The organism is Nocardioides sp. NPDC057767 (assembly GCF_042798275.1).
Lineage (GTDB): Bacteria > Actinomycetota > Actinomycetes > Propionibacteriales > Nocardioidaceae > Nocardioides.
Genome location: NZ_JBHVKJ010000002.1, coordinates 86,003 through 112,979 on the forward strand (window position 1 = coordinate 86,003; position 26,977 = coordinate 112,979).

24 protein-coding genes are annotated in these 26,977 nt (G+C 69.1%); 11 read left to right on the forward strand and 13 right to left on the reverse strand.

The features are described 5' to 3' along the window. Positions 1-22 precede the first annotated feature (22 nt). Entirely contained in the window at positions 23-526 is a 504-nt protein-coding gene (locus tag ACFVDI_RS01760; RefSeq protein ID WP_378899636.1) for a flavin reductase family protein, read from the forward strand. Here the strand turns inward: ACFVDI_RS01760 and ACFVDI_RS01765 are convergent. After that, positions 448-861: a DNA alkylation repair protein gene (locus ACFVDI_RS01765; RefSeq protein ID WP_378899639.1), complete on the reverse strand. Its 414-nt coding sequence runs from the start codon at positions 859-861 to the stop codon at positions 448-450. The genes ACFVDI_RS01760 and ACFVDI_RS01765 overlap by 79 nt on opposite strands. Positions 862-993: 132 nt before the next feature. Here ACFVDI_RS01765 and hemG point away from each other — a divergent pair, with 132 nt between their 5' ends. Beyond that, positions 994-2,298, forward strand: coding sequence for a protoporphyrinogen oxidase (hemG, locus tag ACFVDI_RS01770; RefSeq protein ID WP_378899642.1), 1,305 nt, complete (start codon positions 994-996; stop codon positions 2,296-2,298). Between the two features lie 55 nt (positions 2,299-2,353). Here the strand turns inward: hemG and ACFVDI_RS01775 are convergent, their stop codons facing one another. Beyond that, on the reverse strand, positions 2,354-3,307 hold the full coding sequence (locus ACFVDI_RS01775) for an alpha/beta hydrolase (RefSeq protein WP_378899645.1): 954 nt from the start codon (positions 3,305-3,307) through the stop codon (positions 2,354-2,356). A 58-nt stretch (positions 3,308-3,365) separates the two neighbouring features. Between ACFVDI_RS01775 and hemQ the strand changes: the two genes are divergently transcribed. From hemQ to ACFVDI_RS01795, 4 genes are all read left to right on the forward strand, one after another. Continuing rightward, entirely contained in the window at positions 3,366-4,085 is a 720-nt protein-coding gene (hemQ, locus tag ACFVDI_RS01780; RefSeq protein WP_378899648.1) for a hydrogen peroxide-dependent heme synthase, read from the forward strand. A gap of 149 nt (positions 4,086-4,234) precedes the next feature. Further along, positions 4,235-4,942, forward strand: a complete 708-nt coding sequence (locus tag ACFVDI_RS01785) for a hypothetical protein (RefSeq protein ID WP_378899651.1) — start codon at positions 4,235-4,237, stop codon at positions 4,940-4,942. A 10-nt stretch (positions 4,943-4,952) separates the two neighbouring features. Further along, positions 4,953-8,597 (forward strand): RHS repeat-associated core domain-containing protein, encoded by a 3,645-nt coding sequence (locus ACFVDI_RS01790; protein WP_378899654.1) that lies wholly within the window; start codon positions 4,953-4,955, stop codon positions 8,595-8,597. A gap of 14 nt (positions 8,598-8,611) precedes the next feature. Next, complete coding sequence (locus tag ACFVDI_RS01795; RefSeq protein WP_378899657.1) at positions 8,612-9,070, forward strand: hypothetical protein; 459 nt, start codon at positions 8,612-8,614, stop codon at positions 9,068-9,070. Positions 9,071-9,208: 138 nt separating this feature from the next. Here the strand turns inward: ACFVDI_RS01795 and ACFVDI_RS01800 are convergent, their stop codons facing one another. Beyond that, positions 9,209-10,489, reverse strand: coding sequence for a uracil-xanthine permease family protein (locus tag ACFVDI_RS01800; protein WP_378899660.1), 1,281 nt, complete (start codon positions 10,487-10,489; stop codon positions 9,209-9,211). Positions 10,490-10,593: 104 nt separating this feature from the next. Here ACFVDI_RS01800 and ACFVDI_RS01805 point away from each other — a divergent pair, with 104 nt between their 5' ends. Next, positions 10,594-11,364: an LLM class F420-dependent oxidoreductase gene (locus ACFVDI_RS01805; RefSeq protein ID WP_378899663.1), complete on the forward strand. Its 771-nt coding sequence runs from the start codon at positions 10,594-10,596 to the stop codon at positions 11,362-11,364. 55 nt (positions 11,365-11,419) lie between these two features. Next, complete coding sequence (locus ACFVDI_RS01810) at positions 11,420-12,208, forward strand: hypothetical protein (protein ID WP_378899666.1); 789 nt, start codon at positions 11,420-11,422, stop codon at positions 12,206-12,208. 4 nt (positions 12,209-12,212) lie between these two features. On the opposite strand, the gene ACFVDI_RS01815 is transcribed toward ACFVDI_RS01810, so the two are convergent. The 3 genes from ACFVDI_RS01815 to msrB are packed head-to-tail and all read right to left on the reverse strand — an operon-like array spanning position 12,213 to position 14,257. Then, positions 12,213-13,106 (reverse strand): aminotransferase class IV, encoded by an 894-nt coding sequence (locus tag ACFVDI_RS01815; RefSeq protein ID WP_378899669.1) that lies wholly within the window; start codon positions 13,104-13,106, stop codon positions 12,213-12,215. Continuing rightward, positions 13,106-13,834, reverse strand: coding sequence for an HAD family hydrolase (locus tag ACFVDI_RS01820; RefSeq protein ID WP_378899672.1), 729 nt, complete (start codon positions 13,832-13,834; stop codon positions 13,106-13,108). The genes ACFVDI_RS01815 and ACFVDI_RS01820 overlap by 1 nt, the downstream gene beginning before the upstream one ends. Before the next feature lie 18 nt (positions 13,835-13,852). Next, complete coding sequence (gene msrB, locus ACFVDI_RS01825; RefSeq protein ID WP_357335336.1) at positions 13,853-14,257, reverse strand: peptide-methionine (R)-S-oxide reductase MsrB; 405 nt, start codon at positions 14,255-14,257, stop codon at positions 13,853-13,855. A 97-nt stretch (positions 14,258-14,354) separates the two neighbouring features. Between msrB and ACFVDI_RS01830 the strand changes: the two genes are divergently transcribed. Then, the gene (locus ACFVDI_RS01830) at positions 14,355-14,798 is read left to right on the forward strand and encodes a cysteine dioxygenase (protein ID WP_378899675.1); all 444 of its coding nucleotides are present in this window, start codon (positions 14,355-14,357) and stop codon (positions 14,796-14,798) included. A gap of 4 nt (positions 14,799-14,802) precedes the next feature. Here the strand turns inward: ACFVDI_RS01830 and ACFVDI_RS01835 are convergent, their stop codons facing one another. From ACFVDI_RS01835 to ACFVDI_RS01845, 3 genes are all read right to left on the reverse strand, one after another. After that, positions 14,803-16,098, reverse strand: a complete 1,296-nt coding sequence (locus tag ACFVDI_RS01835; RefSeq protein WP_378899678.1) for a GNAT family N-acetyltransferase — start codon at positions 16,096-16,098, stop codon at positions 14,803-14,805. A 39-nt stretch (positions 16,099-16,137) separates the two neighbouring features. Then, on the reverse strand, positions 16,138-17,022 hold the full coding sequence (locus tag ACFVDI_RS01840) for a DUF4349 domain-containing protein (protein ID WP_378899682.1): 885 nt from the start codon (positions 17,020-17,022) through the stop codon (positions 16,138-16,140). A 111-nt stretch (positions 17,023-17,133) separates the two neighbouring features. After that, positions 17,134-18,399, reverse strand: coding sequence for a hypothetical protein (locus ACFVDI_RS01845; protein ID WP_378899685.1), 1,266 nt, complete (start codon positions 18,397-18,399; stop codon positions 17,134-17,136). A 140-nt stretch (positions 18,400-18,539) separates the two neighbouring features. On the opposite strand from ACFVDI_RS01845, the gene ACFVDI_RS01850 reads away from it, so the two are divergent. Then, entirely contained in the window at positions 18,540-19,625 is a 1,086-nt protein-coding gene (locus tag ACFVDI_RS01850) for a DNA polymerase domain-containing protein (protein ID WP_378899688.1), read from the forward strand. A gap of 200 nt (positions 19,626-19,825) precedes the next feature. Here the strand turns inward: ACFVDI_RS01850 and ACFVDI_RS01855 are convergent, their stop codons facing one another. From ACFVDI_RS01855 to ACFVDI_RS01865, 3 genes are all read right to left on the reverse strand, one after another. After that, positions 19,826-20,350 (reverse strand): hypothetical protein, encoded by a 525-nt coding sequence (locus ACFVDI_RS01855; RefSeq protein ID WP_328528986.1) that lies wholly within the window; start codon positions 20,348-20,350, stop codon positions 19,826-19,828. A 10-nt stretch (positions 20,351-20,360) separates the two neighbouring features. Further along, positions 20,361-21,476: an ATP-dependent DNA ligase gene (locus tag ACFVDI_RS01860; RefSeq protein WP_378899691.1), complete on the reverse strand. Its 1,116-nt coding sequence runs from the start codon at positions 21,474-21,476 to the stop codon at positions 20,361-20,363. A 136-nt stretch (positions 21,477-21,612) separates the two neighbouring features. Beyond that, on the reverse strand, positions 21,613-22,287 hold the full coding sequence (locus tag ACFVDI_RS01865; protein WP_141779333.1) for a helix-turn-helix domain-containing protein: 675 nt from the start codon (positions 22,285-22,287) through the stop codon (positions 21,613-21,615). A gap of 89 nt (positions 22,288-22,376) precedes the next feature. Here ACFVDI_RS01865 and ACFVDI_RS01870 point away from each other — a divergent pair, with 89 nt between their 5' ends. Further along, positions 22,377-23,222 carry a hypothetical protein gene (locus ACFVDI_RS01870; protein WP_328528988.1) on the forward strand — a complete coding sequence of 282 codons (846 nt, stop codon included), beginning with the start codon at positions 22,377-22,379 and terminating at the stop codon, positions 23,220-23,222. Positions 23,223-23,231: 9 nt separating this feature from the next. On the opposite strand, the gene mobF is transcribed toward ACFVDI_RS01870, so the two are convergent. Beyond that, on the reverse strand, positions 23,232-26,735 hold the full coding sequence (mobF, locus tag ACFVDI_RS01875) for a MobF family relaxase (protein WP_328528989.1): 3,504 nt from the start codon (positions 26,733-26,735) through the stop codon (positions 23,232-23,234). Between the last annotated feature and the right edge of the window lie 242 nt (positions 26,736-26,977).

A 26,977-nucleotide genomic window follows, 5' to 3' on the forward strand; every position in this document is an offset into this window, starting at 1 on the left:
TATCGCGACGAGAGGACGAGAGATGACGCACGTACCGCCGCTGACGACCAACCAGGATCTGGATCCGCAGGCACTGCGGAAGGCGTTCGGGGTCTTTCCGACCGGCGTGGTCGCGGTCGCGGCCCTGGTCGACGGCAAGCCGATCGGCCTGGCTGCCTCCTCGTTCACCTCGGTGTCCCTGGACCCGCCGCTGGTCTCGTTCTCGGTGGCCCGGACCTCGAAGACCTGGCCCGACCTGCGCCGTTCCTCGCACCTGGGCGTCACTGTGCTCGCCGAGCACCACGGCGAGGTCTGCCGACAGCTCGCCGGTCCGGTCGGCTCCCGCTTCGACGGCCTGGTCGTCAGCGAGACCGTCGACGGCGCGCTGACCTTGGACGAGGGCCTCGCCCGGTTCGACTGCACCGTCTACCGCGAGGTCGAGGCCGGCGACCACATCGTCGTACTCCTTCAGCTCCACGCCGCCGACCACGGCGCCGGCCGACCCCTGGTCTTCCACCGCTCCAACTTCGGCCGGCTCGCCGGGTGAGGTTGTCCAGCGGGAAAATTCCCGCCATGGCGGGGTTCTGCACCCGCAGTGCCGTGCCTGGCTGAGGACGGCCGTACGCCGCACCCAGATGTCGCTGTCGTCGGCCCACTCCGCGACGACTGGCGTGGCCCGGTCGCGGCCAACCACGCCGTCTCGTCCAGAGGGTGTGCCTGGAAACAGTCGCGCGTCAGCCGTTTCATCACCGGTGATGCGATCCCGTGGAACGGCCTGTCCGACTTCATGTAGGCCTGCATCTGCGGTGCCAGCCCGGGATCCGCGGCCTCTGCCATCCGCTCGTGCAGGTCGCGGACCAAGGCATCGCCGGGATCGGACATGGGCCTGATCGTACGAAATGTCCACGGTCGTTACGGATGGGGCGTTTGAGGCGCCTCATCTGTCACATGCGAAACCATCGTGTGCGCTACCTGACTCAGGATCTGCTCAGCGCAGAGTGAAAGACTGACCCGGTGCGAGTGATCGTCGTAGGGGCAGGCATCGCCGGGCTGACAGCAGCGCGTGATCTGTCGTCGAAAGGACACCGGGTCACGGTGCTGGAGGCCTCGGACCGGGTCGGCGGGAAGATCCGCGGGGAGTCGGTCGCCGGGCAGCTGGTCGACGTCGGTGCCGAGGCGATGCTCAACCGCCGGCCGGAGGGCGTATCCCTCGCCCGTGAGCTCGGGCTCGAGATCGTGCACCCGACCGACGCGAAGTCCGCGATCTGGTCGCGCGGCGCGCTGCGGCCGATCCCACGCTCGATCATGGGCGTACCTCTCGACCTCCCCGCGCTGGAGTCGGCCGGTCTCCTCTCCGAGGAGACCCTGGAGGTCGTACGCCGCGAACCCACGCTCCCACCTGCGAAGACGGACGAGGACATCTCCGTCGGTGACTTCATCGCCTCGCGGTTCGGCGACGAGACCGCCGACCGGCTCGCGGACCCGTTGCTCGCCGGGGTCTACGCCGGCCACGCCCGGGCGATCTCGGTGAAGGCGGCCGCGCCGCAGCTGTTCATGCTCGCCGAGAAGGGGTCGCTGCTGGAGGCCGCCGCGGCGCTGCCTGCCTCCGACGTGCCGGTCTTCGCCGGGATCGACGGCGGCATGTCCCGGCTGCCCGAGACCCTCGCCGAGAGCCTCGACATCCGGCTCGACACCCCGGTCGACACCGTCACCCGGACCCCGCAGGGCTTCCTGATCGAGATCGGCGGCGAGGTCGAGGCGGCCGACGCCGTCGTGATCGCCACCCCCGCTCCGGTGGCCGCGAGACTGCTCCGCTCGACCGCCCCGTCGGTCGCCCGTGAGCTCTCCGGGATCGAGACCGCGAGCGTCGCGGTGGTGACCTTCGCCTTCCCCGAGCTTCCCGCGGAGCTGGCCGGAAGGTCCGGGTTCCTCGTCCCGCCGGTCGAGGAGTGCGCGATCAAGGCGTCCACCTTCTCGTTCGCCAAGTGGGCGTGGGTGGGGGAGCGCGGCAACTACCTGCGTACCTCCATCGGACGCCACGGCGAGCCGCCCTCGGACGACGACGACCGCCTGGTCGCCGACTCCCTCGCGGCCCTGGCCGACATCGCCGGGATCACCGCGAAGCCGACCGACGTGCACGTCCAGCGCTGGACCGACGCGCTCCCGCAGTACCCGGTCGGTCACCTCGACCGGGTCGCCCGGATCCGCCAAGGGCTCCGCGGCGTGCCCGGTCTGGCCCTCGCCGGAGCCTCCTACGACGGCGTCGGCATTCCTGCCACCATCGGCTCGGCTCACCGGGCAGCGGCCGAGATCGGCTGAATGCTCACCGAGATGACTCGGCGAGCGCTCACCGACTTCCTGGAACTCCGCGAAGTCAGTGACCGCTGACCGAGTCACCTCGGTCGACATCCCGCAGGAACTCGATGATCCCCGCGAGCGCCTCGGGCGCGGCCGGGGCGACCCCGGGCAGCGACATGAACCCGTGGAACGCGGTGTCGTAGTCGACCAGCGAGACGGGCGATCCGGCGGCACGCAGCGCCTCCGCATACCGAGTCCCGTGGTCGCGGATCGGGTCGTGTAGCGCGGTGATGATGTGCGCCGGCGGCAGGTCGGCGTGCGAGGTGGCACGCAGGGGGGAGGCCTGCCAGGACTCGTCGCCGTAGCGTTCGCCCATGTAGAGGTGGCCGAAGGTGTGCATCTGCGTCGAGGTCAGCACCGGCCCGTTGGAGTTGGCGGCCTCGGAGGGGAACTTCTCGTACATCTCCACCGCCGGGTAGATCAGCACCTGAGCCCGCACCGTGGGTCCGCCCGCATCGCGGGCCATCAAGGACACCACTGCCGCCAGGTTGCCGCCGGCACTGTCACCCATCACGGCGATCCGCGACGGGTCGCCGCCCAGGTCGGCAGCATTCTTCGCCACCCATTCCAGGGCAGACCAGGCGTCCTCGACGGCAGCCGGGAACGGATGCTCGGGGGCCAGCCGGTAGGCCGGCGCGATCACGATCGACCCGGTCTCCGCGGCCACGTGCGAGGAGACCCACGCGCTCTGCTCCGGCGTCCCGAGACACCAGCCGCCACCGTGGTAGTTGATGACGACCGGTGCCGCCTCGCCGACGCCAGGAGGCGTGTAGATCGCGAAGCGGCGCCCGTCGACGTACGTCTCCTTGACCTCGACGTCCGCGGGGCGGCCGAAGAGAAGCGCGGTGACCGGTCCGGTGCGGAACCCCTCGCGCTGGGCCCGCAGGGCGATCATCTCCTCGGCGTTCAGCGGTGTCTTGACCAGGCGCTCCTGGAGGAAGGCGAAGATGCGGGTACGCAGCGGCAGCATGCGCTCACCATAGAGCCCGGTGGGAAACCGGTGACCGGCCGTGGCGCAAAATGGGGGCATGACCGACCCGCAGGCCGACATCAAGTCCAACGCAGCCAAGATCAACGAGCTCAACGCGACCATCCGCTACACGATGTGGTCGGTCTTCTCGCTGGAGGAGACCCTCGGCGACGCCGATCGGAAGGCCGAGGCGGTCGAGGTCGAGGAGCTCTTCGCCGCCTTCGCCGAGGAGGACATCGTGGTGCGTGGCACCTACGACGTGGCCGGCCTGCGCGCCGACGCCGACGTGATGTTCTGGCTCCACGCCGACTCCTCCGACAAGCTCCAGTCGGCCTACCACCGCCTGCGCCGCACCGCCTTCGGCGGCCGCCTGGTGCCGGTCTGGTCGCAGATGGCCCTGCACCGCCCGGCCGAGTTCAACCGGAGCCACCTGCCTGCTTTCCTCGCCGACGAGCGCACCCACGACTACGTCGCGGTCTACCCGTTCATCCGTTCCTACGAGTGGTACCTCCTCGACGACAAGGAGCGCCGCCGCCTCCTCGCCGAGCACGGCCAGATGGCGCGCGACTACCCCGACGTGCGGGCCAACACGGTCCCGTCCTTCGCGCTCGGAGACTACGAGTGGATGCTGGCCTTCGAGGCCGACGACCTCTCCCGAATCGTCGACCTGATGCGTCACCTCCGCGGCTCCGAGACCCGTCGCCACGTGCGCGAGGAGGTGCCGTTCTACACCGGTGCCCGCGTCGACGTCGCCGACCTCCTGGAGCGCCTTCCCTGACCGCTCGGCCGGGTCCCGGAAATTCGCTGTCGGCCTCCGTACGTCTCCACTAGCCTCATCCGTCGCGGTGGCTCGTGCTCGGGGTCGATTGCCGATCCCGCCATGGTCGCCTGATCTCCAAACGACCGCGGGAGGGCAGAAGTGTGGGGATGACGATCCCGGGAGAGCTCGATTTCGTACTCGACCTGCTCGGCTACGAGTGGCCGAACGTCGACGAGGACGCGGTCCGTGACGCCGCGCAGCTGCTGCGCGGGCTCGAGTCCGACCTGCGGGGCACCCTCGACGACCTGCAGGTCCGGGTCAACGAGCTCGGAGACGGAGCCAAGGCCCAGTCGACGAATGCGCTGATCAGGGCGTGGACCGAGAACCGTACGGCCAACATGGATGCGGTGCTCGACGCGCTGCCGGGGGTCGCGACCGGGATCGATGTCGCCGCCGACGCGATCGTCGCGCTGAAGGTGAAGGTGATCGCCGAGCTGACGATCACCGCCGCACAGATCGCGGCTGCCGCCGCGACCGCGGTGGTCACCGCCGGTCTCAGCGTGGCCGGCAACGCCGCGCTCATCGCGGTGCGGAAGAAGGCGCTCGACATCGCCACCGACATCGCGATGGAGGAGCTCATCGGCCAGCTCGCCTCCATGGTGATCGAGCCGCTCACCGGAACGATCGCCGAGCTCGCCATCGCGATCGCCGACGCCCCGTTGGTGACCGACGGGGACGCGACCGCCGCGACCGAGCTCAGCTACGACGTGATGGAGCAGATCGCCACGGCGCTCAACGACTGCGGCGCGGATCAGTACGACCTCTGCACCACCTTCGCAGCCGAAGTGTCCGCCCTGCCCTTCTTCCAGTCCTAGGAGACCTTCGATGGCCAGAAAGATGGATGACGTCGTCGAGGAGCTCCGAGATGCCTCGACCAAGGCGCTCAGCGACGTCGGTCGCTCGCTGAAGAAGAACGCCGACGATGTCGCCGACGGGATCCGGAAGCACGCGGATGCCCGGCGCGACCTGGACAGCGACATGGCTAGGTCCGGCTCCGACAAGCCCGGCCGGACCGACGGCCTGCCCTCGGACAAGGGCGGCACGGACAAGGACGGAAGCCGCGACCAGCAGGCCTGTGGTGACCCGGTCGACGTGGCCACGGGTGCGGTCTTCCTACAGCAGACCGACCTGTCGCTGCCGGGCGATCTCCCGTTGGTCCTGACCCGGAAGCACTCCAGCGACTGGACCTACGGTCATTGGTTCGGGCTCTCATGGTCCTCGACGTTCGACGAGCGGATCGATGTCCACACCGATCTGGTCGGACGGCGCTCAGTAGTTGTCGTGGCCGCCGACACCAGAGCGCATGTCTTCAAGAACCTCACGGCCGGCGAGGACGCCCGGCCGGTCGCGGGCGGGTCGCTCCGGCTGCACGTCGGCGACGACGGTGGCTATCGCCTGCTGGACACGGTGACCGGCGAGACCCGCCACTACGGCACCGCCGTGGGCGGCACCGCCTGGCTGTCGTCGATCACGAATCCCTCCGGCGACTGGATCCGGTTCACGCGTGACGAGCAGGGCGCACCCGCGGAGGTGACCCACAGCGCCGGGTACCGGGTGCAGGTGGCCACCACCGGAAATCGGGTGACCGGGTTGTCGATGACCCGCCCCGACGGCGCCGATGCGGTGCAGGTGACGGGCTACCGCTACGACGCCCACGGTGATCTGGTCGGCGTCGTCAACGGCTCCGGCGAGGAGCTCGAGTTCGGCTATGAGCGGCACCGTCTGACCCGCTGGGTCGACCGCAACGGGACCTTCTACGACTACGTCTACGACGACCGAGGTCGTTGTGTTTCCCAGGGTGGTTCCGAGGGCGTCATGCGGAACACGTTCACCTACGGCGAGCCCAATGCCAGCGGCCTGCGCGAGACCCGGGTCACCGACTCCCGCGACCTCGCGACGGTCTTCAAGATCAACTCCCGCTACCAGGTCGTCGCGACCATCGACCCGCTCGGTGGCGCAACCAGCTCGGAGTGGAGCGAGCAGAACCAGCTCTTGGCCCGGGTGGACCCGCTGGGTCGCCGCACGTCGTTCGTCTACGACGCGACGGGGAACCTCACCGAGGTCACCCGCCACGACGGCAGCCAGATCACCATGGAGTGGGTCGACACCCCGGCCGGGCCGCGCCTGTCCGGCCAGGTGCTGCCCGACGGCTCCGCGACCACGATGGCCTACGACGAGGCCGGGCGCCGCACCTCGGCCACCGACCCCACCGGCGCCACCACCTCGTTCGGCTACGGGGCCGACGGTCACCTGGCATCGGTCACCGACCCGCTCGGCCGCGTTCGCGCCATCGAGACCGACGCCGCGGGTCTGCCGCGGCGCGTGGACGAGCCCGACGGCCGCTGGGCCGAGTTCGAGCGCGACCACTTCGGCCGGGTTGTCGCCAGCACCGACGCCCTGGGCGCGCGCACGACCTACTCCTGGACCGTCGACGGCCAGCTCGCGTCTCGGGTGCTTCCGGACGGCTCGACCGAGTCCTGGACGTACGACGGCGAGGGCAACCCGGTCTCCTACACCGACCCCGCCGGCCGGGTCACGATGACCAGGTTCACCCATTTCGACATGCCGGCCGAGGTGATGGCGCCCGACGGCTCGACCACGCGCTACGCCTACGACCCCGAGCTGCGGCTCACCTCGGTGACCAGCCCCCAGGGTTCCGTCTGGTCCTACGTCTACGACGAGGCCGGCCGCCTCGCGACCGAGACCGATTACAACGGCCGCACCCTGACCTACGCCTACGACGCCGCCGGCCAGATGGTCGAGCAGGTCAACGGCGCAGGGCAGCGACTGGTCTACGACTACGACGCCCTCGGCAACGTCGTCTCCGAGCAGGCCGACGACCAGACCACGACGATGGCGTACGACCCGGTCGGCCGCCTCCTGCGGGCGACCTCTCCAGGCGTCGACCTGGTCATCGAGCGAGACCCGCTCGGTCGGGTGCTCGCGGAGTCGGTCAACGGCCGGCGTATGGCCAAGACGTACGACGCCCTCGGTCGCCCGACCCGTCGCACGACGCCTGCGGGTGTCGAGACGGAGTGGTCCTACGGTCTCGGGCTCGCGCCCGAGCGGATGACTGTCGCGGGCCAGGAGATCGCCTTCGAGCACGACCTGTCCGGCCGCGAGACCCGGCGCATCACCGGCGACCTCGTGCTGGAACAGACCTGGGATGCGTTGGGGCAGCCTCTGACCCAACGCCTCGCGCGCAATGCCGCTTCCTCGCCGGCGGATGTGCTCCAGGAGCGCACCTACGCCTACGAGTCCGCGGGCCGCCTGATCGGTGTCGAGGACAAGCTCACCGGCGCCCGCCGCTTCGAGCTGGACCTGGCCGACCGGATCACCTCGGTCGCCCTCGACGACTCGGTCTCGGAGACCTACTCCTACGACCCCCTCGGCAACATCACCCGCTCGGCCATCGGCGGCGGGGACACCGAGCGCCGCGTCTACGACGGCACTCTCCTCACCCGCGCCGGGCGCAGCCGCTACGCCTACGACACCCAGGGCCGCCTGGTGCGCCACACCCGCACCCGCCTCTCCGAGAAGCCCGACACCTGGCTCTACGAGTGGGACGCCAACGACCGCCTCACCGCCGTCCGCACCCCCGACGGCACCCGCTGGACCTACCTCTACGACGCCCTCGGCCGCCGCGTCACCAAGCGCCGCCACGCTGAGTCCGGCGAGGTCGTCGAGGAGACTCTCTTCGCCTGGGACGGCTCCGTCCTGGTCGAGCAGACCGGCGGACGCGGCGACACCCTTTCCTGGGCACACCAGGGCTATCAGCCACTCGCTCAGGTCCAGCTCACCGACGACGAGGTCAACGCGCGCTTCTACTCCATCGTCTCCGACCTCGCTGGTGCTCCCTCCGAGCTCGTCACCGCTTCTGGTGATCTGGCTTGGCATGCACGTCGCACCATCTGGGGTGTGCCCGCCGAGGCATCCTCGACGCCGTTGCGGTTCGCGGGTCAGTACGCCGATGATGAGACGGGTCTGTACTACAACCACCACCGCTATTACGACCCCGCCACCGGTCGGTATCTGAGTCAAGACCCGCTCGGCCTGGCCCCGGCTCCCAATCCGAACTCTTACGTGGTCAACCCCACGTCTTGGACGGACCCGAGTGGCCTCACTCCTTGCCACCCGATCGGGTTCGCAGAGGGCGAAGGGGCGTCGGCGCTCACCAATCGGCGCCTTCAGCATGCTTCTAGGCACCTCATCGAGCGACAGTTGCTCTCACCCTGGAGCGGGAAGAACAGCCCGAAGGAGATTCGCGATGCGTTGGTGCCGATTCTGGAGAGGCCGACTGCCACGTTCGACCACGTACTTCAGGGCGGGCAAAGAGTGAAGGGCTTCACGGGACAAATCGACGGGACGGATGTCTTCGTGATGGTGTTCAAGGAAGGAAAGTATGCCGGCGAAGTGGCTACTGCAGACACCATCAGCCCGAACCAAGCCGTGAACTGGGGATTGACATGATTCTAGGAACGTCAGTGTTCGTCGACGGCGAGGAGCGTACTGGCTACATCCTCTACGGGTTGTGGCCCGAGGCGTCGGCACCGTCTGAGCAGCTCGATGAACAAGTTCTCGGAGTGGGGGCGGAAGTCGCGCGTCCGTTCCGGTTGTTCGGAGAGGGTTGGAACATCTTGGGAATCGACTGCGCATTCGCCGACGACCTCCAGTATCGGCAAGCGCTCGATCGGATCGAAGGTCAACTGGACGCGATCATCGCGGCCGGGGCCCGCGTCGCATGGATGGGCAGCGAGGGTCTGCCGTTCGCGGATCCCCCAGACCTGTTCACGCAGGAGTGGATGGAAGATGGGGTGCTCGTGGGCAAGACCCGCGAGAGCGATCTGATGAGTGGGATCGCACCCGAGGGATTCATGCCGCTCGCCGATCACCAGATGCGCGTGCTCGAACAAGCTGCGCGCAGGACGTACGACGCTCCGTGACCCGATGAGGTTGGACCCGCTCCCGTGCCAGGTCGTCTCGGTTCGGGACCCGGGCTGGGTCGCGGGGAGGGCGCGCGAGCACTGCGGTGGACGTTGTGAAGCTTGAGAGTGACCTATGGGCCACTCTCAGCTTCACGACTACCTCCGCAGCCGCGCCAGCGCGCGCATCCCGTGGTAGATCACGACCGCGGCGATCGTGCCCAGCGCGATGCCGGTGAAGGTGAGGTCGCCGAAGGTCAGGGTCAGGTTGCCGATGCCGATGACCAGTGCGACGGCGGCGGTGAACTGGTTGACCGGGTCGGCGAAGTCGACCCGGTTGTCGAGCCAGATCCGGATACCGATCAGGCCGATGAGGCCGTAGAGCGCGACGGTGATGCCGCCGAGCACGCCGGCCGGGATGGTGTTCAACAACGCGCCGAACTTCGGCGACAGCGAGAGCAGGATCGCGACCACGCCGGCGACCCAGTAGGCGGCGGTCGAGAAGACCCGGGTCGCGGTCATGACGCCGATGTTCTCGCCGTACGTCGTGGTCGCCGAGCCGCCGAAGCCACCGGCGATGGTGGTGGCGAGGCCGTCGGCGAAGAGTGCCCGCCCGGTCTCGCGGTTGATGGTGTCGTCGCCGGCGAGGTGGGCGACGCTGCGTACGTGGCCGACGTTCTCGGCGACGAGGACGAGCACGACCGGCAGGAACATCGGCACGACCGACCAGGTCACGTCCGGCGTGGTGAAGTCGGGGAGCCCGAACCAGGCAGCCTTCTCGAACGCCGAGGTGTCGATCTGGCCCAGGATCAGCGCGGCGATGTAGCCGACGACGACTCCGACCAGGATGGAGAGCCGGGCGATCAATCCGCGGAAGGCGACCGCGACGACCAGCACGGTGGCCAGGGTGATCGCGGCGACCAGCACCGCGCCGTTGTCGGGCTTCGCGGGGTCACCGCCGACCACGTTGTTGGTCGCGGCACCGGCCAGGTTGAGACCGATGAGCGCGACGATCGCACCGGTCACCACCGGCGGCATCAGCGCTTCGATCCAGCCGGTGCCGGTGACCATCACGATCACGCCGACCAGCGCCAGCAGTGCACCGGTGACCAGGATGCCGAAGAGCGCAGCGCCCATCCCGCCGCCGCCCATCGCGGCACCGATCGGCGCGATGAAGGCGAAGGAGGAGCCGAGATAAGAGGGCAGCCGGTTGCGCGTGATGAGCAGGAACAGCAGGGTGCCGAGGCCGGAGAAGAACAGCGTCGTGGTCGGCGGGAAGCCGGTCAGCAGCGGCACCAGGAACGTGGCACCGAACATGGCGACCACGTGCTGGCCGCCGAAGCCGATCGTGCGTGGCCAGCTGAGCCGCTCACCGGGCTTGACGATCGCCCCCTCACGTACGTTCTTGCCGTCTTCGTGCAGGTTCCACCCGAATCGCATCTCGCACCCCTCTTCAGCTCTCGTACGGCACGATCCGCCGCCTGCCGAACGATAGGGCCGATTCGTGCGGGTACGGAAGCCAGGCGCTCCGTAGGGTTGGACACATGACCATCCGCATCGGAGTCCAGATCCAGCCCCAGCACGCCGACTACGCCCAGATCCGCGACGCCGCGCGCCGCGCGGAGGAGATCGGCGTCGACGTGATCTTCAACTGGGACCACTTCTACCCGCTCTACGGTGAGCCCGACGGCAAGCACTTCGAGGCGTGGACGATGCTCGCCGCCTGGGCCGAGCAGACCACGCGCGTCGAGATCGGCTGCCTGGTGACCTGCAACTCCTACCGCAACCCCGAGCTGCTCGCCGACATGGCCCGCACCGTCGACCACATCTCCGACGGCCGGCTGCTGTTCGGCATCGGGTCGGGCTGGTTCGAGCGGGACTACACCGAGTACGGCTACGACTTCGGCACCGCCGGCTCCCGCCTCGACGCCCTCGGCGAGGCGCTCCCGCGCATCGAGAAGCGCTGGTCCGAGCTCAACCCCGCCCCCGTCCGGAAGATCCCGGTCATGATCGGTGGCGGCGGGGAGAAGAAGACCCTGAAGTACGTCGCGAAGCATGCCGACATCTGGCACTCCTTCTCCGACATCCCCACCCTCGATCGCAAGCGCGGCATCCTCGCCGAGCACTGCAGAGGTGTCGGCCGCGACGTCTCCGAGATCGAGATCTCCGTCGAGGTCAGCGACGTCGAGTCGGCCAAGGCGTTCGCCGACGCCGGGGCGACGCTGTTCACCCACGGTGTCAACGGCCCCGACTACGACCTCTCGTTCCTGGAGGAGCTCGTCGGCTGGCGCGACGGCCAGGGCAGCGCAACGTAGGCAGCGCCTCAGCCGTCAAAACAACATGTGGCGATATGGGTGGGTGCTGCTCCTGGTGGCAGCGAGCGCGTGTGGGAACGACCGGGTGCTCGACCCGGCCGCGGCGGGCGGCACCGTCCGTTCGACGAGCACCGTGATGGTGCTCGACGACGGCGGTGGGCCGCAGCTCTGCTACGGGGCGATCGCGGAGTCGATGCCGCCACAGTGCGACGGGCTCGAGATGACCGGCTGGGACTGGGCCGACCATCCCGAGCACGAGGAGCAGGCGGGCACCCGCTGGGGTGAGTTCCAGGTCACGGGCACGCTCGACGACACGACGTTCGCCGTGACCGACGCGGTGCCGGCCGCCGACGCGTCGGTTCCGCCGACCGAGGAGATCGACTTCAGCAGTCCGTGCCCGGAGCCCGAGGGTGGCTGGAAGGTGCTCGATCCCGAGCGAACCACGGTGGAGACCCAGGAGGCGACCGTGGCCGCCGCCCAACGGCTGCCGGGCTACAGCGACCTGTGGCTCGACCAGACGCGGGTGGCACGCCCGATGAACGACCCGCGCGAGCTCATCCTCAACGTACGCGTCACCGGTGACCCCGCTGCGGCCGAGAAGGAGCTGCGCAAGACCTGGGGCGGGATGCTCTGCGTCTCGCGCGCGACGGTGTCGCAGGAGGAGCTCGGCAAGATCCAGGAGGAGCTCTCGGACCAGCCGCACCACGTCAGCAGCGGTCTGTCTCGTGGCGTCGTCCATCTGCGTGTGCTGATCGACGAGGGCGGTCTCCAAGAGCGCCTCGACGAGAAGTACGGCAAGGGGACAGTGATTCTCGACGGCGCCGTCTTCGAGCCGGTGGAGTGAGGCGTCAGCCGACGACGACCGTCCCCGAGGTCGCCTGCAGGTCCGCGTACGCCTTGGCGAGCTGCTGCGTCACCGGCCCGCGCTCGATCGGGCGGCCGTCGAGGGAGACGACCGGGGTGATGCCGCCCATGGTGCCGGTGACGAAGGCCTCGTCGGCGGTGTGGGCGTCGGTGAGCGAGAAGTCACCGACGTCCACCGGCAGGCCGAGGTCGGCGGCGAGCTCCAGGACGGTGGCCCGGGTGATCCCCTCGGGGCACGCCTTGGTGGTCGAGGTGCGCAGCACCCCGTCGCGTACGTGGAAGAAGTGGGTGGCGTTCGTCTCCGCGATGAAGCCAAGATCGTCGAGCATCAGCGCGTCGTCGGCCCCGGCGCTGTTGGCCTCGACCTTGGCCAGGATCGAGGGGATCAGGTTGTTGTGGTGGATCTTCGGGTCGAGCATGTCGGCGCGCGGGCGGCGCTGGGCCGCGGTGATGAGCGTGATCCCGGAGTCGTCGTAGACCGGAGACTTGAACTCGGCCAGCACGATCAGCGTGGGGCCCGACTGGTTGAGCCGCGGGTCCATGCCGGAGGTCACCTTCACGCCGCGGGAGAGGGTGAGCCGGATGTGGACGTCGTCGCGCATGTCGTTGGCGGCCAGGCACTCGCGGATCGCCTGGGTCATGAACTCGTCGGACGGGATGTCGGAGAAGGCCATCGCCCGCGCCGAGCGCCGCAGCCGGAGGAGGTGCTCGGAGAGCTTGAAGATCCGTCCCCGGGTGAGCCGCAGGCCCTCCCAGACGCCGTCGCCGCCCTGGGCCAGCGAGTCGAACGGGGAGATCCGCGCCTCCAGGCGGTGGGTGAGCTCGCCGTTGATCCAGACCTGGATGTCGTCGTTGCGGGGGTCATATGTCTGCAGCATCAGTCACCCTTCCTGATAGTGGGGGCCATGACATAGGGGGCGAGGCGATCGTAGTAGGGCAGGCAGCGCTCCAGCAGCGGCGCCAGGCGTGGTGGCAGCGGGTCGGCCGCGCCGGGGGAGGAGGCCGCGAACCCGGTCGACGCCCACACACCTGAGTACCAGTGCGGGGCCCACACCCCGTCGGAGTCGCGCCTGCCGGCCGGCCAGGCCAGCATCGCCTCGTCGAACTCGATCCCCAGCGCCTCGCACAGTGCGGTCAGCGAGGCCCGCGGCGAGGCCAGGATCGAGGCGGCATCGACCACCGGCCCGCCGAACTCCTCGAAGAGCGCCACCTGCTGCGGCAGCCCGAGATCCTCGAGCGTCGGCTCCTCACGGACCTTCGCGTACGAGGTCAGCACCCGCTCCGGGTCCCGCACCAGGAACGCGTGCGAGAGCCCGGCGAAGGCGCCGTGGTCCATCTCCGGAAGCAGGTGATGGGTCATGTGCTTCTGGTACTGCACCGCCGAGCCGACCGGCCCGGAGGTGATCTCCTTGGCCACGACCCGCCAGTCGTTCGGCTGGGAGGCGAGCACGTCGTCACGGCCCGGATGGTCGAGGCCCGTGGCCGCGAGGTAGGCGGCGTACAGCGGCTCGTCGAGGACCGTGCAGTCCGGCCGGTTCTCGAACGAGCGCATCAACGCCGTGGAGAGGTTTCTCGGTCCTGACCACATGGCGATCCGCACTGTCACGGCGCCACGCTAGCCGGATCAGGCCTGGTCCGCGGGCTCCAGCGAGATCGAGATCGAGTTGATGCAGAACCGGTCGCCGGTCGGGGTGCCGTAGCCGTCGGGGAAGACGTGACCGAGGTGGGAGCCGCAGTTGGCGCAGCGGACCTCCACCCGGTCCATCCCGTGCGACTTGTCCTCGATGTACTCGATCGTGTCGCTGATCGGCTGGTAGAACGACGGCCAGCCGCAGCCGGAGTGGAACTTGGTGTCGGACTCGAACAGCTTGGCCTTGCAGGCCTTGCAGGAGTAGACGCCCTTGGTCTCGGTGTCGGTGTATTCACCGGTGAATGCCCGCTCGGTGCCCGCCTGGCGGAGCACTGCGTACTCCTCGGGCGACAGCTCTGCGCGCCACTCCTCGTCGGACTTCTCCACGTTGTAACCCATGGTTGAAATGGTACGTCTGGGGTGGGAGCACAACTCCATTGTCAAAGTGGACTGATCTACTATACTTAAACGCACGACGCTTCTGGAGGAGGCCACCATGACCGCACTTGCCACACAGCCCCTGCTGGACGCCATCCGCACCTACGCCGCCGACGAGAACCTGATCGCGCAGGTGCAGCCGCCCGAGACCGGGCGCGAGTTCCACCTGCTCCGTCGCGATGCCGCGGTCGAGGTGTGGCTGATCGCCTGGGCGCCCGGCGCCAGCACCGGCTTCCACGACCACGGCACCGCCACCACCGCCTTCACCGTGATCACCGGCAGCCTGGTCGAGCACAACTGGCTCGGCGGCCTGCAGCTCGCCGACGTCGGCCCCGGCGATGTCCGGGCGCACGCCGCCGGCCACGTCCATGACGTACGCAACGTCGGCCCGCGTCCGGCGCTCAGCCTGCACGCGTACGCACCGCGGTTGGACGCGATGCACAACTACCACTTCGGCGGCGACCGAATCACTCTGATCGGCGCCGAGCCCGGACGCGACTGAGCCGTCAGAAGCCGGTGATGCAGTAGGGCAGCGGACCGCCGTCGGCCATCGCCGCCCAGGTCTCGATCGCCTCGCGCGAGCCCGTGATCCGGCCGGCCGCCACCAGGGTGCGTACGTCGACGCCACCGAGATACAGGGCGCCGAGGGTGTCCGCGGCCAGCGCCACCGTCGGCGTGTCCTCGGTCCGGGAGACCTCGGCGACACCATCCCTCACGACGACCCGCCAGGATCCGTCGGCGTGCCCGAGCGGGTCCTCGACGCCGAGGACGATCTCGCCGGCGGCGTACCACGGTCGCGCCTGCAGCGCGGTCGGCACGTCGAGCACGCGCAGCCACAGCATGTCGTCGAGCTCGGCGCTCTTGACCGCGAACGGCTCGGCGAGCGCCCAGTAGAGCGGGTCCTGCATGGGTGCCTTGCGCCACGCCACCCGCTCCACGAGGTCGATGTCGGCGAGGAACCGCCACAGCCGCAGGTAGGCCGCGGGCGTCAGCGCGACCATGTCGACGACCTTGGCCATCCGCAGGCCGGAGTCGTTGCGCTCGTCGGCGGTCTTGTAGACGACGTAGCCGTCGGGAGTGCCGGAAGCGTCCAGGTGCAGCGCGGTGCGCTGCTTGGACTCGCCCTTGGAGTCGCTGTCGAAGTCGTAGCCGCTGGAGAGCCAGGGCTCGTAGAACTGCGGCCGGGTGACCGAACCGCGGGTGCGTTCCTGGAAGGTGGCGTAGATCTCGGCGACCGTCTTCCAGGCGTCGACCGGCTCGATCAGCGTCACCGAACCGTCGTCGCCCGGCACCTCGGGCCGGTAGCGGAACTTGGCGGTCACGTCGACCTCGATCTGGCGCAGGTGCGTGGCTGTGCCGAACCCGAAGCGGCCGTAGATCGAGCCCTCCGAGACGGTCAGCGCCGCCAGCGGCACGCCGGCGGCGACGGCGTCGGCGAGCGAGACGGTCATCAGCTTGCGCAGCAGCCCTTGGCGCCGGTGGGTGGGGGAGACGGTCACATCGCTGATCAGCAGCGTCGGCAGGCTGGCGCCGCCGCCCACGTTGACCGGCGAGGTCCAGGAGGAGAACGTCGCGACCGGCATCGTGGCCGAGGAGAACTCCGAGCTCTCCGTCCACGCCCCCAGCAGCGTCACCGAGTCGGCGCGGGTGTGATCGCGCCAGACCTGGATGCCGTCGTCGTTGCCGCGCGACTGGTGGAAGCCACGCCGAGTGGCTTCGTACCACCCCTTCAGCTGGGCCTCCTCCCCGTCGAACGGGTCGAGGCTGCGGAAGACGAGGCCGGGGTGCTCGAGCGCGCTCATGCTCAGAACGTACGCCGTCGACACCCCGATCTCGACCGGTTATTCCTCCGTCAGGTCGGTGGCCGGGGCGGTCGCGACCACCTGCCGGCGGCGCCGGGAGAGGAGCCACACGGGTGCGGCCAGGAGCAGGAGGACCGGCGTCCACGGGATGATCGCCCCGAGGGCGACCGCGAGGACGCGGGCCGAGGCGCCCAGCGCGTCCCAGCCGGCGCTCAGCCCGGCCAGGAACCCGGGGTCGTCGTCGGAGGAGCCGCCGGGACCAGCCCGGTCGATGGACACCGTGATGGTCGACAACGAGGTCTGGTCCTCGAGAGCCGCCTGCTGGGCGAGCAGCGAGTTGAGGTCGGCCTCGCGCCGGGCGAGCTCGGACTCGATCGAGATGACGTCGCCGATCCTCTCGGCGCGGGCGAGGAGCGTACGGATCCGCTCGATGCTGGTGCGGGCGTTCTTCACCCGCACCTCGGTGTCCACGACCTGGGTGGTGACATCGGTGGCCGTGGTGCTGGAGTCGACCAGGGTGGCGGTGTCCTCGAGGTCGGCCATGGCGTCGTCGAACGACTTCGACGGGATCCGCAGGACCATGCGCGCATAGCGCGGACCGTCGTCGTCGCTGTCGCTGGTCTCCTGCTCGGTGACCTGGCCGGCGTACTTGTCGGAGACGTGCTGCACCTGCGTACGCGTCTTTCCGACGTCCTTCGCGCTCAGCGCGACCGAGCCGGTGGAGATGATCGATGGCTCGACGACGGCCTGGCTCGGTGCCGCCGCATCCGCATCCTGCGCGGCCATCTCCGGACCGGCCGCCTTCCCGGCCGATGAATCGGCCAACGACTCGACCGGAGCCGAGCCGGCGTCGGCGGACTCTCCGGAACCGTCCGACCCACCGCACGCGCCGAGGGCGCCGAGGGCGAAGATGCTGACAATCACAAGGGCCGCACCCGAGATAGGCCTGACCTTTGCTGGTTTCATGCTCTCAGTACGCCCGGGGGCATGGAAACGGTGCGGGACCCGGCCGATTTCTTGGGGCGATCTTCCGGATCAGCTCGTCGCCGCCGTCACCACCAGGGCGAGGGTCTGGGAGACGATGTCGGCCCGCATCTCGGCGAGCGGCTCACCGTTGGCGTCTCCGGAGAGCACCGGCACGTGGATGTGTCCCTGCTTGGTGTCCGCCTCGAGCGCGTCGCGGAGGGCAGTGGTGCGGTAGGCCGACTCGTTGGACAGGTAGTCACCGCCGCCACCGGCGACCGCCGTGGAGCCGGGCGTCGGGTCCTCGCGGGTGACCGGCTCGGTCGACCCGGCCGGGATCTCGGTGACGACCCGGTTGATGTTCACCGGGAACGTGCTGGGCGCGGCCACCTTCATCGCCTCGACCGGCAGCGTGGTCCGGGTCCACTGCGGCTGCGGGGTGGCGTGCGGCAGGTCCTCGGGGATCGGGATCGTCTCGTTGACACTGATCCGGTCGTTGTCGGGGAAGGTGCCGCGATGGGCGCCGTTCCAGACCTCCAGGTCGAAACGGCCCACGCGGCCCTGGCTGATGGTGATGGCGGTGTCCACGTCGCGCTTGCCGGGAACCAGGTGCGGCAGGAACGCGCGCTCGACGAGGCCCTGCGTGAACGGCTCCCACAGCACCGGGAACACCACGGTCTGGATCTCGACGGGACCTTTCTCGGTCTGTACGACACGCCCGTCCATCGCCAGCGCAGTCGCCCCGGACGGGTTCGACTGGCGGATGTTGCGATCAAGGGTGAACGGGTCGAAGCCGGAGGCCAGCACCTGCCGCGACCGGCCGGTCTCGCCGCGCGCGAAAGCGGTCGACTCGATCCCGCGCGAGCTCTCGTCGAAGGCCGCCAGCACCTTCCCCCGAGCGTCCTCGGACCAGGTCGGGAAGCCCGGGGACACGCGGGCGATCTCGAGCTCGCCGGCGAGGCGCGCCCAGTAGAGCGGACGGTCGTCGCTGCGTGGCAGGTCACCTCCGGCGTCGCCTCGGCCCTGGACGCGGTCGACCGCGCGCTGCCACAGCGCCTCGCCGGCGAGCCGCGCCGCAGCGGTGGCGGCCTTGCTGTCGCGGGCCTCGCAGACGGCCGTCCGCACGGCGCCGGCGACGTCGTCGAACCCGGAGCGGGCCAGGATGTCGGTGACCGCCGGGTCGGTGATTCGGGTGTGCTCCACCCGGATATCGGGCGAGGCGACGGATCCGCAGCCCGGGTCGGCGCTCGCTGTCGAGGGAGCGCCGGCGAGGCCGAGGGTGATGGCGGCGGCCAGGGCCGCCGTGGCGGCGGCCAGCGCCGTGGTTCGAGTCGACATGTGGGGGTCCTCCGAGATCATGACGGTCGCCGTACGTTGGAGCGGATCATGCCGGTCCCGGGCCGTGCTGGCCAGTGAGTTGTGAAGTCGGCCGGGCGATTTCGGTGGGGGAGGGGCGTGGAGCGGGCTAGGTTGGCGCCATGGCGAAGACACCGGCGGCACACGTGCAGGCAGGCGAGCGCGAAGTGCGGATCTCCAGCCCGGACCGGGTGATCTACGAGGCGACGGACCGCACTCCGGAGGTCACCAAGCTGATGGTCGCGGAGTTCTTCGCGTCCGTGGGTGACCCGCTGATGCGGGCGCTGCGCGAGCGCCCGACCGCCCTGGAGCGCTGGCCCGACGGCTGGCGCGAGGGCATGAAGCTGGCCACCGGACCCACCGACAAGGAGGGCGACGGCTTCTATCAGAAGCGCACCCCCAAGGGCGCGCCCGACTACCTCGAAGAGGTCCAGGTGACCTTTCCGTCGGGACGTACCGCCAAGGAGATCTGCCCCACCGAGCCCGCCATCCCGGTCTGGTGCGCCCAGATGGGCACGCTCACCTTCCACCCCTGGCCGGTCCGCCGTGCGGACGTGGACCACCCCGACGAGCTGCGCATCGACCTCGACCCCCAGCCCGGCACCGACTTCGCCGACGTGGTGCGGGTCGCCGGCGTCGCCCGGGAGACCCTCGCGGAGCTCGGTCTGCGTGGCTTCGCCAAGACCAGCGGCAACCGCGGCGTCCACATCTACGTACGCATCCGGCCCGAGTGGACGTTCGAGGAGCTGCGCCACGCCGCGATCGGCTTCGGTCGCGAGCTGGAGCGCCGCGACGGGGGCGTGACGACCGCGTGGTGGAAGGAGGAGCGCGGGGAGCGCATCTTCGTCGACTTCAACCAGAACAACCGGGACCGCACGATCGCGAGCGCCTACTCGCTGCGTCCCAGGCCCGGCGCCCCGGTCTCCACCCCGCTCACCTGGGAGGAGCTCGCCGAGCTCGACGACCCGCGCGAGCTCAACCTCTTCACCGTCCCCGACTTCCTCACCGACGGTGACCGCTGGGCGCAGATCGACGACGAGGCGTACGACCTCACGCCGCTGCTCGAGCTCTGGGAGAAGCTGCCCGGGGGCGAGCTCAACTTCCCGCCCGACTACCCGAAGATGCCGGGGGAGCCGCCACGTGTGCAGCCGAGCAAGAAGGTCGCGTCCCACTGGGACGAGGATGGCAACCGGATCGGCGACAAATAGCAGAAGTGCCCGCTCAGCGCGGATCCCCCGATCGCACGAGCAGGCACTTCTCTGTCGCTGGATCCCCCCGGAACAGCGAACCCCAAGATCCTAAGGGAATGCGGGCCACAACTGCCACGCGAACCCGGTAACAGAGCGGTAACCTTTGATGTGCCCCCTGTCACATTTGCGGGTTTCGAGGTAATGGAGACGAAAACGCCTCACATTCCGCTGATTCCCTCGCCCTCGCCGGCCTGTTCGTCGAAGTTCTCGTGCTCGATCAGGTGCAGCACCGGGACGTGAAGGTGCCGCCGTGCCTGGTGGGTCCAGTCGACGTGGAAGAACTCGGCCACGACATGAGGCCGGGTCATGATGATCGCCTCGCGGCCGTCGACCTCGGCGACCTTGGCCCGCAGCGCCTTGACCGGGTCCTGGACGAGCTCGCCGTGGGCGGAGGCACCCGAGGTCTCGAGGACCTTCAGGGTCTGGGCGAGGGCCTTCTCGGCCTCCTCCTTGGCCTCTTCGCGCACCGCGTCGAGGTCGATCTCGTTCATGATCATGGCCGAGCCCAGGTATTCGGCAGCGCTGAGCGTGCCCATCGCCGACTCGATCCGTGCAGCGGCGTCCTCCAGGGGCAGCAGCACGTGGTAGACCGGGTCCTCGACTCCCTCGTGGAGGGAGTGGACCCGGGTTGCGTCGTCGAGGGTGATTGCCTGCTCGACCAGGAGTACGACGTCGTAGCTCATGTCCCCGACACTAGCCGGATTTAGACGCACCTCCGAGCACTTCGGACAGCTCGTACGCCACGGGTTCCTCGAGTTGCTCGTAGCCGCACGACTCCGGGTCGCGGTCGGGGCGCCAGCGCTTGAACTGCGCGGTGTGTCGGAACCGGCGCCCCTCCATGTGGTCGTAGCCCACCTCGACCACCCGCTCCGGGCGCAGCGGGGTGAAGGACAGGTCCTTCCCCTGCGACCAGCGGCTCTGGGTGCCGGGGACGCGGTCGGGGTTGGCGGTCAAGAACTCCTGCCAGCGGCCCCAGGGATGCTTCTCGATGGGGACGACGAGCTCCTGCATCTCCTGCCACAGCTCGGCGCGTCGCTTCGCCGTGAAGGACGCGGAGACGCCGATGTGCTGCAGCTCCGGCCGCCCGTCCTCCCCCGGCGCGTACAGACCCAGCAGCAGGCTTCCGAGCAGCGGATTCTCCGGGGTCGAGGTCTTGTGCTCGCGGTAGCCGGCCACGACCACGTCAGCCGTACGCGAGTGCTTGATCTTCAGCATCGTCCGCTTGTCGGGGGCGTAGGGGGCGTCCAGCGGCTTGGCCATCACCCCGTCCAGCCCGGCGCCCTCGAACCGGGTGAACCATTCCTGGGCCATCTCGGGGTCGGTCGTCGTCGTGCACAGATGGACGTTGTCCGAGGTCACCGTCGAGAAGACCTCCTCGAGGGCCGCCCGCCGCTCGGTCAGCGGCTTCTCCAGGAAGCTCTCCTCGCCGACCGCGAGCAGATCGAAGGCCGCGTACGCAGCGGGGGTCTCCTCCGCCAGCAGTGTGATCCGGGATGCGGCCGGGTGGATCCGCTGCTGCAGCACCTCGAACTCCAGCCGGTCCCCGATCGCCACGAAGATCTCCCCATCGAGCACGATCTTCTCCGGCAGCGCGGTGCGGAGCGCCTCCACGACCTCGGGGAAGTAGCGCGTCAGCGGCTTGGTGTTGCGCGAGGCCAGCTCCACCTCGTCGCCGTCCTTGAACACGATGCACCGGAACCCGTCCCATTTTGGTTCTAGTTGGACGTTGGGTGCCATGGAGAGCACCTTCTCAAGCGACGCCGGCTTGGCCAGCATCGGCAGGATCGGCGGCATCACAGGAAGGTCCACGCTGTCACGATAGGTGAGCCCGTGGGTGATCGTTGCCTCATTCGGTGTGTCGGTGGTCCAGGTGAGGCTGTCGGGGTTCCCGGTCGCAAGGTTCGCGATACTCGTCATCGACCTCGTCGGGCTCGCGGTGATGACCTCACCAGTGCCGCATCAGTGCTCGGATCTGATCGGGATCGAGCCCGTAGTCGGCCAGCCGTCGGAACACCCGCAGCCTCTTTGCGCGGGTAGCGGTCCGGCGTCTGTAGTCCTGCCCCCAGGCTCGAGCGTCGGCGAGGATCAGTTCCTCGACGGACTGATCCCGGGTCCATCCGACCAGTGGCCACCACGCGTCGCGGATCTCCGGGGGCAGGCCGTCGACCAGATCGGGCCACAGGTCGACCAGCAGCGCAGCGTCGACGTGCTCGAAGAGCTGGGTCTCGTCGCCATAGCGCAGCAGCCAGGCATAACCGGCGGCGCGTTTGTCGCGATCACTCAGCGCGAACACCCTGTGGTCACGACCGTGCCACACCCACAGCGGCGCGAAGCATTGCTCAGGCGACAACCGCCACAGCCGGTTCGGCACCAGCGCCGTGGACCGTCCAGGCCCGGCAACCGTGATCTGGTGGAAGGTGATCCGCTCGTTGAGGGCGAGCTCGAAGTCAAGGCATCGCAAGATGCGCTCGAGGACGGCGAGGGTGGGCGACTTCGCTCCACGTTCGTAAGCCGACAGCGATGGCTGTGATGTCCCGCATCGGCGCGCGAGCGCCTCTTGGGTCAACCCGCGAGCAGCGCGAGCGGCCTCCAACAGTGAGCCCTCGTGGCCGACGGCCATACCAAAATATAACTCTTCAGATCTGGCACGCTCAAGATCTGCATTTGTCTTGCGCACCTACCTGGTGACAGCCAGGAATGGGGGCCTCGATGAGTGTTGCAGACCAGTTCGGACTCGACGATCCAGCGTCACCGCTGCTCGCTGAAGCGCGAGAAGGGTGGGAGCGATGGTGCGCTGTCGACCCGTGCCTGGCCGTGGTCGATGACCTGGCTGACCTCAGGGAATGGACCCGCCAGGCTGACGTCGCGAACAAGGCGGCGGTGCTGCGGACCCTGGCGACGCTGACCGCGACCGACCGGTCAGCAGTCGCTGCCCTGGTGTGGCTTCTGATCCCCGGAGGGTGCCGGGTTGCGGAGGCGTTGAGCGATCTGTCGCCCGACATCGATGCGCTGGTCGCCTCGGAGCTGTGGCTGCAGGCCGCCCAGGCGCATCGGCTACGAACGCCGTGGCTGGCCCGGGCGCTGTTGAACGCGACCCGACGCGAGGTCGCGGCCTCACTCGGGGTCGGCAGTCGTGCCGACCGTCACTGGGCGCGCGTGCTGCTCGCCGACGACCTCACCACGCTCGCGAGCGGTGCCGGCGATCGTGAGTCGCCGGAGGCGGAGGTCGCGCCGGAGGTGGAGCTGGGCGAGTTCTTCGACGAGGCAGTCCGCGACCACGCGATAGCAGAGGATGAAGTGCGCCTGCTCTGCGAGCTCGCGGCGTCAGCCGAGACCGTCGGCGCACCGCTGCATCGCGGTCGATTGGGCCTGACTACCCCTGCGGCCGTCGAACTGGTCGCCCACGACCACCCGGAGGCCGCGCGTACGCTGCGGCGACGCGCCGCCCATGCACTGGACCGCCTGAAGACCTACGCCGCCGCGTGCACCGACGACATCAGCCTGGACCGCTGGCGTGCCGACCACCAGGGCGGCGACGAGGTCGGCGCAGCGTGACCCCCGGGGTCACATACCGATCGCCGATGGGCCAGCATGCCCGGCGGACTCGGATCGTGACTGAAGCGGGTCGCGCGGGGTGAGCCTGCGGACGCGGTAGGTCAGGGCGGCGATGGCATGCCCCTCGGGCAATGCGCCGCTGCTCAGGGCACGGTCTAGCAGTCCGCGGGAGTCGTGGCCGCGGCGATGGAGCGTGTCGAGCAGTCGAGCGAGCTCGATGGCTTCGCCTCGGGTGTGGTCGTCCTGGGCCTGGATTCCTGTCCGGCGGAGGATCAGCTCGTGCCAGCGCTGGACCGAGTCGCTGTAGCGACCAGTGAGCTGCCGCAGGAGATGGCGTTGGAAGCGGCCGGCGCGCGGTTCGGTGACGGCTGGCCCGGTCGGGCGCGGATCGTCTTCGGGTACGCCGCGGGCGGCTCGCCACAGCGCGACGGTGTCGTGGAGGTCTCCGAGGACATCGGCGTACCGCGTCATCCAGGCCGGACGCTTCTGGCTTTCGATCGCTGTCGGTATGTCGGCGCCGACCAGGTGGTCGAGGAAGCCCTGTCTTGTCACCTCGACATGTTGGGAACGAGCGGTGAGATATGGACCCCAGGACTCATCCCGCGCCAGGTCGGCAGGTATCGCGGGTAGCCAGGGGAGTGGGCCTTCGCCGGCCGCGTCGAGGGCGTCTTCCCAACCGCTGCCAAGCACTCGCATTGCTCCGGTGGCGACCGCGTCGGCGTAGCGTAGGGAGGCGTCGTGGAGCTGGGTGGACCAGCTGCGGCCGCGGCGGAGCGTGGTGGTGGCCGAGACCGCAGCACCGTCACGACCGACCACGTCGTCGAGGATCTGGATCGCGGTCAGTTGTTCCTGCAGTCCAGGCAGCATGCACTGCCGCCGATCGGCCTCGACGGGGTCGATCGGTTCGAGCACCAGATGGACGTGGTTCTCGCGGCGGCCGCGGGTCAGCATCGTGTACAGCATCTGCCGATCCTCGCGGCCGTCGACGATCCCGTGGACGACGTCGGCGGTGAGGCCTTGTGCGGTGTGAACGGTTGAGGCGTAGCCGAGCTCGACGTGGTCGTGCACGTATTCGGCAGGCAGCGACGCCTTCAAGCCGGTTGTGGCGTGGCGTACGGTCAATGCGGCGCCGCGGATGCGGGTGATGGTCCACCGGTCACCGTTCTTGACCCAGTCGGTGCCGGAGACGGCCAGGCGGCGCTGGTTGTGACGGGTGATGATCGTGTCCCCGACTGATGCCTGGTTGCCGTCGGCCAGTTCGACCTCGGTCCGCGGCGCGATGCCGGCGAGACGCCGGGTGCGTGCCTGGTGGTTGAGGGTGGCGGCCATGTTTCGGGTGGGGGCCAGCATGAGTGTGTCCAGCCCGTCGTCTCGGTCGTGTTGCCAGGCGGCGAGGACCTCGGCGATCGTGGTGTCTTCGTCGGCGGTGTGGATGCGGTCGTGGTCGAGGTAGAACCCGATCGCGGTCTGATCACCGTCGCGAAGGTCTAAGGAGGCTGCGGCCTCGCCGGGGTCGATGAAGCGTACGACTTCCTCGAGCCGGTCGGCTCCGTGCCGATGGGTGATGTCGCGCAGCACGCCACCGGCGCCGACGGCGGAGAGCTGCTGGTCATCGCCCAGGAGCCGGATCGTGGCACCGCGCGAGATGCAGAACGCGACTACCCGGTCGAGCGTCAACGTGTCGGCCATTCCCGCCTCGTCGATCACCACCAGGGTCTCTGGTCCGATCCGGGTGCTCAGCCCACTGCGACGGTCACCCCCAGTGTTGGTGGGCTGGGTGGCGACCTCGTCGTCGATCTTCGCGAGGGTCTCGCAGGGCAGGCCGGTCGCCTCCTGAAGTACCTTCGCCGCGGCGGCCGACGGTGCCAGCCCGATCGCGTCATAACCATTCATCGTCCAGACCGCAGCCAGCACCTCGACCGCGGTCGTCTTCCCCGACCCCGCCGGCGCCAATGCGAGGCGGACCCGGTGACCACCACCGGCCAGCGCATGCACGAGCGCGTGTTGTCCGTCATTGAGCCGTACCCCGGCGACCGCGCTGGCGGCCAGGACGATGTCCACTTCTTCCGCAGAGAACGCGAAGTCGCTGCCCAGACCGGCCGCGTCGACCAGTCGCTGTTCGGCTTGAAGGATCCGCTGACTGGTGTAGTGATCGGCGCCGGTATGTCGATACACGCTGGTTCCGCCCGAGCGACGAAGGCCACTGGGTTGGCGAAGATCGGTCCTTTGGTCGATGGGATCGTCGTCCGGCGTGAGCGACACCGACATCCCGACGGCCGCCGCGACGACCGCATCGGCCATCGCGGGAAGGTCACCTGCCCTGATCTGACCAGGTGCCATGGCCCGCACCTGACGCTCCGCCTCTGCCCGCAGATGCCAGCTTTGCCAGGTCGCCCGACGGGTCTCGAGCTCGGTGATGACGGCGACTGCCATTGCGTGGATCACGTGTGTGTCGACGACGTCGGTAGAGGTCGATCGGCGCACCGGCGGCGACACATCCAATGCTTCGTGGATCATCGCGGCGAGGGTCGACTCGCTCCCGAGGAACTCCGATGCCTGGCGGCGCCAGATTCGTCGCTGGTCGGCCTCGGCGCGCGGCTCATGCTTAGGGGCGCGCGTCTCTAGATTGGCCTGCTGTACCAGCCCGAGCCGTTCCGACTCTGTCGGCGGCCGACCGTGCTCCGCGATGAACGCGCTCACGAGGTCGTCCTCACGGCGGTCGATGTCCCGGGCCCGCCGCGACCACACTCGACACAGCCCGGCTGAGACACCCACGATCTCGCGGACAGCGCGCCGCTCCCGAGGGTTCGCCCGTTCGGCGAACGTGACACCGAGCGCCTCGCCGAGCCGGTACTCGAGTGCGGTGTTATAGGTCTCCGAGATCGCCACCGTGTGCTGAAATAACAGCCGGCCATAGACGGTCAGCCACTTGCCCGAAAGTTTCGCCTGCACCTTGTTCGCGACGGCGACATGGGTATGAAGGTCCGGGTCGCCGGCACGGGAGTCCCGGTGGCGGAACGCGGCCGCGATCAAGCCGCGGGTCTTGACCTGCCGCGCCCCGTCGGTCCCTTCGCGGGTGAACAGCACCTCGCGCTCGACATACGCCATCGCGTCGTTGACCGCGGCATCGTGGGCCTGCTCGATCGCACGCGCGATCTCGGGTGGCGCGACCGCCCAAAGCGTCGAGACCGACTTCACCGGGCTGAAGGTCAGATCGAACCCTGCCACCCCGTCCGACCGCGTCCGCCGACCCAACGGTCTCCCGGTGACGGGATGCTCGCCGACGCCGAACAGGTGGCCCATCTGTTCGGCTGTCACCACATCGCCCGCGTTGATCCCGTCCGGGCCAGCGAAGGCGTCGAGCCCAGATCCCGCCCACCGACCGGGCGCCTCGCCCTTGGCCTCGTAGTAGTCCGCCAGCGCTGTGGCGCCGAGCTCGGTGGAGTCACCCGCCGCTACCTGGCGGGTCAGGTACTCGTACCCCGAGCCTGCGGTCAGCTTGTGGATCGTCATGGTCACGTACCCCAGGGGCAGGGGAGGACCGCGAGTGGCCGAGGGGGAGCGGGAATGAAAGAGGTCTGTGCGTTCTGCGGGGTAGTCCGTGGCTCGCATGCCGCCCTGGCGGGGAGGAGGAGGTACCGGGCGCGACCCCGATCGCGATCCGCATTGCGCTCTTCCACCAAATGACCCTGACCGGCATGACCGAGCTCGACCTCTCCTACTCGACGCCGAGCGCGCCACCCCCGGGTCTGATC

What these genes read in the sequence shown, in the direction of transcription:
- ACFVDI_RS01800 (WP_378899660.1), bottom strand. Translation starts at nt 10,489, where the DNA reads ATGCGATTCGGGTGGAACCTGCACGAAGACGGCAAGAACGTACGTGAG.
- ACFVDI_RS01835 (WP_378899678.1), bottom strand. Translation starts at nt 16,098, where the DNA reads ATGAGCGCGCTCGAGCACCCCGGCCTCGTCTTCCGCAGCCTCGACCCG.
- hemQ (WP_378899648.1), top strand. Translation starts at nt 3,366, where the DNA reads ATGACCGACCCGCAGGCCGACATCAAGTCCAACGCAGCCAAGATCAAC.
- ACFVDI_RS01850 (WP_378899688.1), top strand. Translation starts at nt 18,540, where the DNA reads ATGGCGAAGACACCGGCGGCACACGTGCAGGCAGGCGAGCGCGAAGTG.
- ACFVDI_RS01845 (WP_378899685.1), bottom strand. Translation starts at nt 18,399, where the DNA reads ATGTCGACTCGAACCACGGCGCTGGCCGCCGCCACGGCGGCCCTGGCC.
- ACFVDI_RS01830 (WP_378899675.1), top strand. Translation starts at nt 14,355, where the DNA reads ATGACCGCACTTGCCACACAGCCCCTGCTGGACGCCATCCGCACCTAC.
- ACFVDI_RS01790 (WP_378899654.1), top strand. Translation starts at nt 4,953, where the DNA reads ATGGCCAGAAAGATGGATGACGTCGTCGAGGAGCTCCGAGATGCCTCG.
- ACFVDI_RS01865 (WP_141779333.1), bottom strand. Translation starts at nt 22,287, where the DNA reads ATGGCCGTCGGCCACGAGGGCTCACTGTTGGAGGCCGCTCGCGCTGCT.
- ACFVDI_RS01855 (WP_328528986.1), bottom strand. Translation starts at nt 20,350, where the DNA reads ATGAGCTACGACGTCGTACTCCTGGTCGAGCAGGCAATCACCCTCGAC.
- ACFVDI_RS01765 (WP_378899639.1), bottom strand. Translation starts at nt 861, where the DNA reads ATGTCCGATCCCGGCGATGCCTTGGTCCGCGACCTGCACGAGCGGATG.
- msrB (WP_357335336.1), bottom strand. Translation starts at nt 14,257, where the DNA reads ATGGGTTACAACGTGGAGAAGTCCGACGAGGAGTGGCGCGCAGAGCTG.
- ACFVDI_RS01785 (WP_378899651.1), top strand. Translation starts at nt 4,235, where the DNA reads ATGACGATCCCGGGAGAGCTCGATTTCGTACTCGACCTGCTCGGCTAC.
- ACFVDI_RS01805 (WP_378899663.1), top strand. Translation starts at nt 10,594, where the DNA reads ATGACCATCCGCATCGGAGTCCAGATCCAGCCCCAGCACGCCGACTAC.
- ACFVDI_RS01775 (WP_378899645.1), bottom strand. Translation starts at nt 3,307, where the DNA reads ATGCTGCCGCTGCGTACCCGCATCTTCGCCTTCCTCCAGGAGCGCCTG.
- mobF (WP_328528989.1), bottom strand. Translation starts at nt 26,735, where the DNA reads ATGACGATCCACAAGCTGACCGCAGGCTCGGGGTACGAGTACCTGACC.
- ACFVDI_RS01815 (WP_378899669.1), bottom strand. Translation starts at nt 13,106, where the DNA reads ATGCTGCAGACATATGACCCCCGCAACGACGACATCCAGGTCTGGATC.
- ACFVDI_RS01760 (WP_378899636.1), top strand. Translation starts at nt 23, where the DNA reads ATGACGCACGTACCGCCGCTGACGACCAACCAGGATCTGGATCCGCAG.
- ACFVDI_RS01870 (WP_328528988.1), top strand. Translation starts at nt 22,377, where the DNA reads ATGAGTGTTGCAGACCAGTTCGGACTCGACGATCCAGCGTCACCGCTG.